This window comes from Photobacterium sp. SP02 (assembly GCF_038519165.1).
GTDB lineage: Bacteria > Pseudomonadota > Gammaproteobacteria > Enterobacterales > Vibrionaceae > Photobacterium > Photobacterium halotolerans.
The window spans coordinates 1-9595 of record NZ_JASJOJ010000093.1 but is presented as its reverse complement, the minus strand read 5'-3'; the positions used below and the strand labels follow the sequence as shown (position 1 = coordinate 9595).

8 protein-coding genes are annotated in these 9595 nt (G+C 41.3%); 6 read left to right on the top strand and 2 right to left on the bottom strand.

Annotated elements, in window-relative coordinates:
- Positions 1–196: 196 nt before the first annotated feature.
- Positions 197–1626, bottom strand: a protein-coding gene (tnpC, locus tag P0Y67_RS21445) for an IS66 family transposase (RefSeq protein WP_342393508.1) whose coding sequence is annotated in 2 segments (ribosomal slippage) — positions 197–1446 and positions 1446–1626 — 1431 coding nt in all. Because the reading frame shifts where the segments join, the coding sequence is not laid out codon by codon here.
- 259 nt (positions 1627–1885) lie between these two features.
- Between tnpC and P0Y67_RS21440 the strand changes: the two genes are divergently transcribed.
- From P0Y67_RS21440 to P0Y67_RS21415, 6 genes are read left to right on the top strand one after another with little or no spacing between them, the layout of a single operon-like run.
- The gene (locus P0Y67_RS21440) at positions 1886–3088 is read left to right on the top strand and encodes a multidrug effflux MFS transporter (RefSeq protein WP_342393507.1); all 1203 of its coding nucleotides are present in this window, start codon (positions 1886–1888) and stop codon (positions 3086–3088) included.
- A gap of 13 nt (positions 3089–3101) precedes the next feature.
- A complete protein-coding gene (locus P0Y67_RS21435) occupies positions 3102–4067 on the top strand; it encodes a hypothetical protein (protein WP_342393506.1) in 966 nt (321 codons plus the stop codon).
- Positions 4064–4813, top strand: coding sequence for a hypothetical protein (locus tag P0Y67_RS21430; RefSeq protein ID WP_342393505.1), 750 nt, complete (start codon positions 4064–4066; stop codon positions 4811–4813). Before P0Y67_RS21435 ends, P0Y67_RS21430 begins: the two co-directional genes overlap by 4 nt.
- 1 nt (position 4814) lies before the next feature.
- Positions 4815–7001 carry an isocitrate/isopropylmalate family dehydrogenase gene (locus P0Y67_RS21425; RefSeq protein ID WP_342393504.1) on the top strand — a complete coding sequence of 729 codons (2187 nt, stop codon included), beginning with the start codon at positions 4815–4817 and terminating at the stop codon, positions 6999–7001.
- Positions 6995–7663, top strand: a complete 669-nt coding sequence (locus P0Y67_RS21420) for an RraA family protein (protein WP_342393503.1) — start codon at positions 6995–6997, stop codon at positions 7661–7663. Before P0Y67_RS21425 ends, P0Y67_RS21420 begins: the two co-directional genes overlap by 7 nt.
- A gap of 4 nt (positions 7664–7667) precedes the next feature.
- The gene (locus tag P0Y67_RS21415) at positions 7668–8549 is read left to right on the top strand and encodes a DUF6282 family protein (protein WP_342393502.1); all 882 of its coding nucleotides are present in this window, start codon (positions 7668–7670) and stop codon (positions 8547–8549) included.
- Here the strand turns inward: P0Y67_RS21415 and P0Y67_RS21410 are convergent, their stop codons facing one another.
- Complete coding sequence (locus P0Y67_RS21410; protein ID WP_342393501.1) at positions 8550–9428, bottom strand: LysR family transcriptional regulator; 879 nt, start codon at positions 9426–9428, stop codon at positions 8550–8552. It abuts the gene before it with no gap.
- Between the last annotated feature and the right edge of the window lie 167 nt (positions 9429–9595).

Sequence of the window (9595 nt, the reverse complement as noted above, 5' to 3'; positions counted from 1 at the left end):
GCAAAGAGTGTCTGGCGCGCATCAGTTCATGCCAAATAAACCACCGGACTCAAGCGCGACATACCAGCAAACTCAGATATAGCAATTTTAACGGTACTCGCTATATGGATTACCGCCTGCCCAACAACAATATTTGAATCCAAGAAACCCACTCCCACAGGGAAAAATTCGTAACCATTCACCAGTGGGGTATTGACTAGCCAGTAGCCAGCCCGAACACATCCGGGTACGGCTGCTTTCGGATAACAGCCGTCACTATATCGCTGATGGTATCTAGCGCTGACATCCCTCGTTTCTTGCAGGTTTCGACCACCGACAGAACCCGCGAGCGGAACTGCTCTCCCCGGTGGGAGCTGGTGCCGAAGCAGATTTTCCGCATGATGACACTGCCCCTCAGGCACCGCTCAGCTTCATTGTTAGTCAGCGGCACGCCGTCATGATTGAGGAAGACCCAAAGCCCGGTTTCGTGTTTCAGGATATAGGAACACCGCCCTGCATATCGTGATGCCGGCACCTGTTCACCTTTTCTGAGCCACGCCGACAGACGCTTTCTGAGTCTGGCCATTCGGTTGCGCCAGCGGGCCTCATCGATATCGCCGCTTTCATAGCGGTGCTGAAGCCGGAACACGCTGTGGCACAGCAGGACCAGGCGTTTTCCGATAAAGGCGGTCAGCCCTCCGCCGCTGTATTCTGCCATCTGCTTGAGATTGCGGGTCACATGCGCCCAGCAGAACTGGTGGCGGGAGGTATCCAGCCAGTTGCAGCTGGTGCACTGGTCGGTGACGACAACCGCCGGGCAGGCTTCATCCAACAGGGACTTGGCGGTGTCCGTGTTCCGGAAGTAGCGGATAGTCTGATACACCGCATCACTGCCGCTGAGCAGCCAGACCCAGCGGTTGGCCGCTTCTCCGTTGCGGCTGTGCGTGGTTTCGTCGATATGGATGACAGCGGATTGCTTCGCGTGATGATGAAGAGCCTGGTGTACCGGGGTCAGCATCGCGCTGACCCGACCCTGAGCCTTAGAGATGGCGCCGGTGGAGAAGTGGGTGCCGTACTGGTTGCGGAGCAGGGCCTGTATTTTGCTGATACTCAGATGGCACTGTCCCGCCAGCACTGTTATCTGGCTCAGAAGCTTAGGTCCCATCTGACCGGAGGGGGCATCGTCAGGCAGGTCTGCCCTTGATGTATGGTTGCAGCACCGGCACCTGCCGTGGAACAGCTGGTACTCGGTGATATCCAGTGCGGCTTTCGGCAGCTCGAAGACCTGATGACGATAAGTCGGTGATGGATTCGGGACGACTTCGCCACCGCATTCCTGGCAACAGGTGTCAGGCAGGCACTGGATAACGGCATCCGTTTCCTTCAGCTCGCTCAGTGGTCTGCGGTGCCCTTCGTGGCCTGGCTGAGCGCCAGCCTGATTTCGGCGACGAGGGCGTTGAGCTTTTGGCGCTCGGCCCTGGCCTGAGGCGTGTCGCTGGCGGGCGAGCGTGACGAATTCCTGGAATTCTGTGCCAGCCGGTCTTCATATTCACGGAGTTTGGCCCACAGCTCGCGGATTAGGGCGTTAGCTTCACCAATATTGCTCATATTGGGTGGCTCAGCAGTAAAGTGATTTTTCTTTTTCATGGTGCCAGTTTGACAGCCTGGCAGGATCACTCAAGAGGCAAAGTGAGATCAAGAGATGATCGTCACTTTTGGCTGTCAATAAGGGGCTGGTGAAGGGTTACGATTTTACAACTTGTTAACTCATGCTCTCACCCTGGGGTAAAGATCAGAAACAACGCTTTCGGCGTTTAAAATTAGTAAACGATTCGTTTAATACTAAATGTATTCCCCTTCTTTATTAGCAAGACTATTATGTGAAAAATTTTTACGGAGAATGATTTTGAAAAACAAAGTGTCTCTTATATTGGCATTGTTAATATGTTTATTATCGTTGGGAGGATTAATATCTACAGATATTTTCCTTCCTGCATTAAAAGATATGAGTGAATTTTATAATGCAACTCCACAGGACATGCAAAGTTCCATCGCTATATTTTTATTTGGAATATCAATAACACAACTTATTTACGGTCCAATTACAGATAGCCTTGGCAGAAAGAAAGTTTTGCTTTTTGGATTGTTCATTTGGTTACTTTCGACGGTTGGAGTCTATTTTTCTCAAGATTTTCACTCATTAATGATATTAAGATTACTTCAAGGAATTGGGGCATGTGCGGGGATCACCATTAGCAGAGCTATTATCAGTGATTTACTTGATAAAGAGAGTGCAGGCATTTTCTATTTAACAATATTTCCATTTGTTGGTATGTCACCTGCGATAGCTCCAATGATAGGCGGTGTTCTGAGTGATAACTTTGGATGGAAATCATGCTTTTTATTTTTAACGGTATTTATCTTTGTTACGATAATTCTTAGCTTATTTGTATTGAAGGAAACACTACCTAAAGAGAAAAGAATTCCATTCAACCTCAAGTCCTTATCATTAAATTCTTTAAAAGTATTAAAGTACGGCCCATTCTTATACTATTCGGCAATTCCTTGCTTTGCTTACGCAATTTATTTTGCTTATATCGTTGAGTCACCATTCATACTTACATCCCTTGGACTAAACGTCGAGTTAGTTGGATACTCATATCTTACTTTGTCTTTGACTTATGTTTTAGGAAACATTACAGCCAAAAAATTAGCTAAAAAACAAGGTATAAACGCGACGATAGACCTTGGCTATAAGATATTCTTCATTGGTGGACTTTTATTCGGATTTCAAACATACATCAGTCCATTTCCAATTCTAACAAGTATCCTGGCTATTTCTATTCTGACATTCGGTAATGGTTTTTTGTTACCTCTAGGAACAGCTAGCGCAATCGGTTCAGTTCCTGAATTATCTGGTACTGCCTCTGGAATTATGGGATGTATGCAAATCGGAAGTGCAGCAGCATCAACATACTTTATTGGAGTTTTGTCAAACCATGAAAATTTTAAAACGGGTGTAATAATCGCAATTTCATCTTTCATTGGGATTGCAATTTACACACTTGGTAAAAAAGAAGAAGAAAAATTCAGCAGTGCAATTAATTAATAAAGAGATAAAAATGAATAACTTACAAAATGTAGATGTGACTTTACGTGATGGCGGGTATTTAAATAACTTCAACTTTACCGTGGAATATGCTATTGAACATGTGAGAAACATGACGCTAAGTAACATAGAATGGATTGAAATTGGTTATAAGAATGGCTCGTTTAAGCCAATTGATAACATTGGTATTACAGGGATGTGTAGTAACCAATATGTTTCTAAGATTCATCGAGCAGTACCAGAAGCAAATCTTTGTGTTATTTGTCATACCAAGAATATATCAAAATCTGATATTACGCACCTCTATGGAAATGGCGTTGGATTCTTAAGGCTTTGCTTAAATATTGATACTTGCACTGATGAATATTTCAATCAAACATTAAGTTATGCTGAACATGCGAAAAGTCTTGGCATGTTGGTCAGTATTAATGCAGTACGTGTAAGTCAGACCAAACTTAATAAGTTGATAAATCTTGTTTGGGCTGCAGAGAAATATGGCGTAGATATCATTTATCTTGCTGATTCTAATGGGAGCTTGACACCAAGACTTGTAAATAAATACATATCTACACTCGCAAATGCCAGCGATTCGATGAAAATAGGTTTTCATGCTCATGACAACATCAATATGGCGATGGCTAATAGCATTGAAGCGCACCTAGCCGGAGCTGAATTCATTGATAGCTCCATATCGGGCATGTGTAAAGGCTCAGGCAACTTAAACATTGAAAGTTGGATCAGTTATGTAACTAATAATTTAGGCTCCGACAAGTATCGACTTGGCCATTTATTCAAGCAATGCGAAATCCTTAGCGCTCAATCTTTCTTTATAAAACCTGAGAGAAAAGTCTTAGACATGATTCTTGGCGTTAGTAACCTAAGTGTCGAATACAAGGAAAACCCACTATTCGCTAACATGGACGATGTCGATAAAGTACTCGAAGGGGCGCTAAGTTTAAGCAGGGGGATTCCTGCTTGAATTCAATATCATTTCCTGCCACTAGTATATCGGGTCTAGATAAAAAAATTGCCGTCATATTGGCACCCGTAATGCCAGTGTGGGACTACGGCCAATTTTGTGAGCCTTTGATATCCCTGCTTACTCGTCGTGGCTTCGATGTGACAGTTGTTGATACGCTGTCAATTACAACCACCTCCGATTTAGGTGTTTCACTACAGCAATTAAAGGAAGCTCTTAGCTTTATAACAAATGGTAGGCCATTTTTAATAGGTGGGATGGCACTGGGCGGAGCATTAGCGCAAAAGCTTTCTTGTGAGCTAAACAATATTGATAGGGTAATTTCTATTTCTGGTCCGACATTTCCTGACAAGGAACTAGATACAAAACTCTCGGCGCTAGTAGATAATTTGGAAACTAAAAATTTAGATGTTGCAATGAATCAATTGTACGAATGGCTGCCTCCTAAAAACAGTTACGAAATTAGAGCTCCGAGGATCGATAAAAACGCGTTTAGTGATGCTATAAATAGGATGAAAGCCGGTTTCTCTATTCTTAAGCAAATCGATGCCAGAGAGTCTATTACGGAGTTTAAAGGCAAGACACTTTTAATGGTTGGTGAGCTCTCTCAGATGGTCAGTAAAGAAAACCTTTTAGAGAACTATAATAGTCCCACATACACAGCTTCAATTATTAAAAATGCCGGGATGCGTCCTTGGCAAGACAATGAGAAGCAATCCTATAAAACAGTAGAAAATTGGTTATGAAATGGAAAATAAAAAAGTACTAGTTCTTCCTGGAGACGGTATTGGTGTGGATGTCTGTAACGCTGCGTTACCAATATTTGATGTTTTAGCACTGCCTATTGAATTGTCATTTGGGGATATTGGTTGGTCATGCTGGGAAAACGAAGGCACTCCAATACCAGTGAGAACTTGGGATCAAATAACAAAATCGGATGCAGTATTACTAGGTGCCATTACCAGCAAAGGTAAAGACGAAGCCGAGAAGGCACTTCCGAAAGAACTTCAAAATAAAAATTGGCAATATGTGTCACCTGTCATACAGCTGCGACAAAAACTTGGTCTCTTCGCTAACATTAGACCAGCATATTATATTAACGGAGACAGGGAACCGTTTGATCTATGCGTTATAAGGGAAAACACAGAAGGATTGTATGCAGGTTTTGATTTCAAGGGGATTCCAGAGAATCTAGATAATTTTCTGACTCACCCAAATATCGATGTTTACGGTTCTAAAGAAGCAGCTTGGTCTGTTCGACTACAAACAAAGCACGGACTTTCTAGATTATTTAAGAAGGCGTTCAGTTATGCCGAAGAGCACGGTCTTAAAAGAGTAACCTTTGCAGATAAGCCAAACGTAATGCGTGAAAGCGGTAAATTTGCGAAAGATATATTTTTTGATTTTGCAAGTCACTATCCTGATATTACGGCTGACATACACAACGTTGATGCAGTTGCCTTATGGTTAGTTAAGAAACCACATGAGTTTGGTGTAATTGTCGCTGAGAATATGTTCGGAGATATCTTATCGGATTTGGCTGCAGGTGTAATGGGTGGCTTAGGTGTAGCTCCTAGCGCGAATATAGGTTCTGATATTGCCTACTTTGAACCAGTTCATGGCAGTGCACCCAAAATTGCTGGAAAGGGAAAGGCGAACCCTTGTGCCTTATTTATGTCTATTGCATTAATGCTGGATTACTTGGGGTATCCAGATCACGCATCTCGTCTCCAAGATGCCGTAAAGTACGTCATAAAATCTCGTGTAGCCCTTAGTTATGATTTTGGAGGAGACGCTACAACTGTTGAAGTCTCTCAAGCGATTATCGATGCATATCGTGATCAAACCGAAGGTAGAACAGTGGCCATATTAACTATTGGTGACGAATTACTTTCGGGAAAATCAATCAATACTAATTTGTCTTATTTATCCCAAATTGCTAAGCATAAGGGCTATTCAGTGGTTAGGCAGATAGTTTGTAGCGATTCCGTTATAGACATTAAACAAAGCATTTCAAAATTAGCTGGTGATGTTGACTACCTGGTGGTCTCCGGTGGTTTAGGACCTACAAGTGATGACCGAACCAGATTTGCAGTAGCTGAAGTTGCCAAAGAGAGCTTAGTCTTTAACGAAGATTCCTGGAAATATATAGAGTCACGTTTGACAAATTTCAACGTAACTGTAGATGAGTCAAATCGAGTTCAAGCTATGTTCCCTGAAACCGCAGCTATTTTAAGTAACCCAAATGGCACAGCTAATGGCTTCTCTTTAAACATATATGGGACAAAAGTACTTGTCTTGCCTGGTCCACCAGGCGAAGCAAAATATTTACTTGAAAAGTACTTAACTGAAACCGTAAATGCTTCAACCTCTACCAATAGCTACAAATGGAGCATTATAGGTGTAAGCGAAGGAGAGGTAGGGACTTTCTTTGAAACAACGCTCAAGAAATATGACTTAAAACTCCATTTCCTTTGGGAGTATCCATATGTGCAGGTCGAAGCAATTCATCCTAAAGGTCATACTGTTGCTGATTCGACACTTCAAGCTATAAGAAAGAAATTTGGAAAACTTCTTATTAGTGAAAGTGGAGAAAAAGCATCGGAGATAGTATCAAGACAAAATGTCGGGATTAACTGGGAATCCAATGGTGATTCAGTTAGTAAAAAAATTTCTAATGAACTGTCTACGATAACTAACAGAAAAAATATCAATAAAACGATTCATTTTTGGGTTTATCCTTCGTTAATTGAGTTACTAGAAAATAAGAACTTCACAGGCGTTTGTTGGTTGTTTTGTAACGATGATAATGGAAATATTGACTCAATATCATTCCCATGTCGCGGGTCAGAAATCCAAGTGTTTATAAAAGAATATCTATGTAATTTCGCGATCAGATTATCAGAGAACTATATAAAGGATGCAGCATGCTAACTAACAAACAAAAAGAACTCCGTGCGAGACTTCTTGAATTGGATACACCGGCGATTTCTGATGCATTGGATAGTTTATCAATAAACGGTGGTTTGCTAGGTATTAAGTGTAGAACTAACGGCCTTAAAATGGCGGGTCCGGCATTTACTGTTAAATACAAACCAATACAGTTTGATTCAAAACATTTTAAAAACGCAGGAAATTACATCGACAACGTACCTGAGTGCAGCGTGGTTTTAGTTGATAACCAAGGACGTACGGACTGTACTAGTTGGGGCGGCATACTAACCACAAAAGCCAAACTAAAAAACTTAGCTGGAACTGTCATTTTTGGATCCGCTCGCGATCTACAGGAAATCAAGGAAAAAGAATACCCTTTGTTCTCAACAGGGGTGTATATGGTTTCCGGAAAAAACCGAGCAGTAGTTGAAGCGACTAAAGTACAATTGGACATCAATGGAACAACTGTTAAAGACTCAGATTGGCTGTTTGGTGACATGAATGGTGTTCTGGCGATCCCCGCTGAACACTTAGAAGAAGTGATTTATAGGGCAGAAAAAACCGAACGAACCGAGTTAAATATTCTCGGTGCAATTTCTGGTGGCCAAAATCTCGAAGAAGCCAGAGCACAACACGGCTATAGCGAACCCTGGAAGGAGTAGTAGCGTGTCAGAATTTTCCAGTTATTGGAGTGAGCGTCTTGAGTTTCTAGACGTTCATTACCATGCAGATGTAGACCAATTCAAAAGGCGTTATAACGTTATACAAGCGGGGGAAATGTATCAAAAGTTAAAAGGAGGCGTGGTACTTAAGAATCATCTTGGTAGTTGTGCATCTATCGCTAGTTTGGCTCAAAGTCTTGATTTACCCGTTTTTGGTTCCACCGTTCTAAATGATATATCGGGAGGCCTTAGCATCCAGCCAATAAAGAATGCTCTTTGCCAATATGAGTTTAAGCTTAAAGGAAGAATGTTGGTCCACTTGCCAACCATTGTTCCTAATAAGCATAAGAGTAAGCTAACTCGTTCATATTCTAATGAACAGGTAGTTGAATTTGCCACTAGGTCTATAAAAATAACCGACGATGATGGCAAGCTACTCGATAGTGTAAAAGAGATCATCGAGTTTGCCGAAAACCAAAATATCGTTATTTCTACGGGCCACGCCGCAAAGCATGAAATATTCGCTTTGGTGGAATACATTCATGGTCATAGTAAAAAAGTTAGGTTGATGCTCAATCAGCCAGCCAATCCTATTACTAGCCTTTCTGCAAAGGAACTAAGGCAGTTTGAAGGATTTGACTGGCTATATACTGAACAAACAGCACTAACAATTTTATTGGGCTACCAATCGCTTGAAGACTTTGCGGATGTAGTAACTAACCAAAAAAATGTAGTCTACAGCTCAGATTTAGGTCAGATCAGTCAAATAGACATTCCTGAATGGAGGACTCAATCAGCGACTTGGTTTGAAAACATAGGATTAACCAAATCCAGAGTGCGGGAAATATCATTAGACACGCCACTCAAAATGTTGGACCCTGATTGATTAGCACGAGCATATCTTCAGAGACTTAATGAATTCGATAAAAGCTTTCTCTTTTGGTGATAAGTTTCTGTTGATATGCACGATATATATGGGAAGAGGTGGAGGCATGAACTCATCGAGAACTGTAATAAGCTCACCTTTTTCTAATTCTTGGGAAACAGTGAAATCTGGAAGGTAGCAGATACCTAAATTTTCACTAGTAAACCTTAAAATATCTAAGCTGTTATTAATGATCGTATTACCCTTAACCGCTACATCAACTTCTAGTTTGTTCACGACATATTTCCATGTTGCTGTTCTATTGGCAAAGTGAACAATACAGTTGTGATTTTCTAAATCAGCTGGTATTTTAGGAGTTCCATATTTATCCATGTATTTTCTGGTGAGGCAGGTTTTTTTTCTCCAGTGTCCTAGTTTAGTGAAATATAAATTAGAGTCAGGCAGGTTTCCGCAGTGAAATGCTAAATCGTATCCATGGCTAAATAATTCTAGGGAATGATTACCTGATATTAATTCCAAATTTATATTAGGGTGTCTTTCTATAAACTTATCTAATTTAGGTAAAAGGTGAAGGTTGTTTATAGAATGTGGAACACCAACTTTGAGTTTCCCGTTTATATCACTAAGAGCGCTCATCTGTTGATGCATACAGAGGTCATAGTCTTTAAGAAGATTGATCACATTCTCATAGAAGACCTTACCTTCGGTCGTCAAAGTAATGTTTCTTGAGTTTCTTTTTAATAAAGCAGAATTAAGCTTCTTTTCTAGAGCATTTATGTGTTTAGTCACTAACGCTGGCGATATATTCAGTTCCATGGCAGCAGCTCTGAATCCACCTTTAGTTACCACCATTCTGAAGGACTTCATTTCTTTAATCATGTTCGTATTGTATTTTTCATATGCTAAGTATGTAGCATATGAATACACCATGAAACAAAAGGATTTGTCAAACCTATTGTCCACTTCCCATTAGTGAGACACCTACAACCGTCCCGGACAACACCAGCGAAATCAAAGGCTTTTCTGGGCACTCTTTGAGCCAGCAA

Coding starts and splice junctions, on each gene's coding strand:
- P0Y67_RS21435 (WP_342393506.1), top strand. CDS start 3,102: ATGAATAACTTACAAAATGTAGATGTGACTTTACGTGATGGCGGGTAT.
- P0Y67_RS21425 (WP_342393504.1), top strand. CDS start 4,815: ATGGAAAATAAAAAAGTACTAGTTCTTCCTGGAGACGGTATTGGTGTG.
- P0Y67_RS21420 (WP_342393503.1), top strand. CDS start 6,995: ATGCTAACTAACAAACAAAAAGAACTCCGTGCGAGACTTCTTGAATTG.
- P0Y67_RS21410 (WP_342393501.1), bottom strand. CDS start 9,428: ATGATTAAAGAAATGAAGTCCTTCAGAATGGTGGTAACTAAAGGTGGA.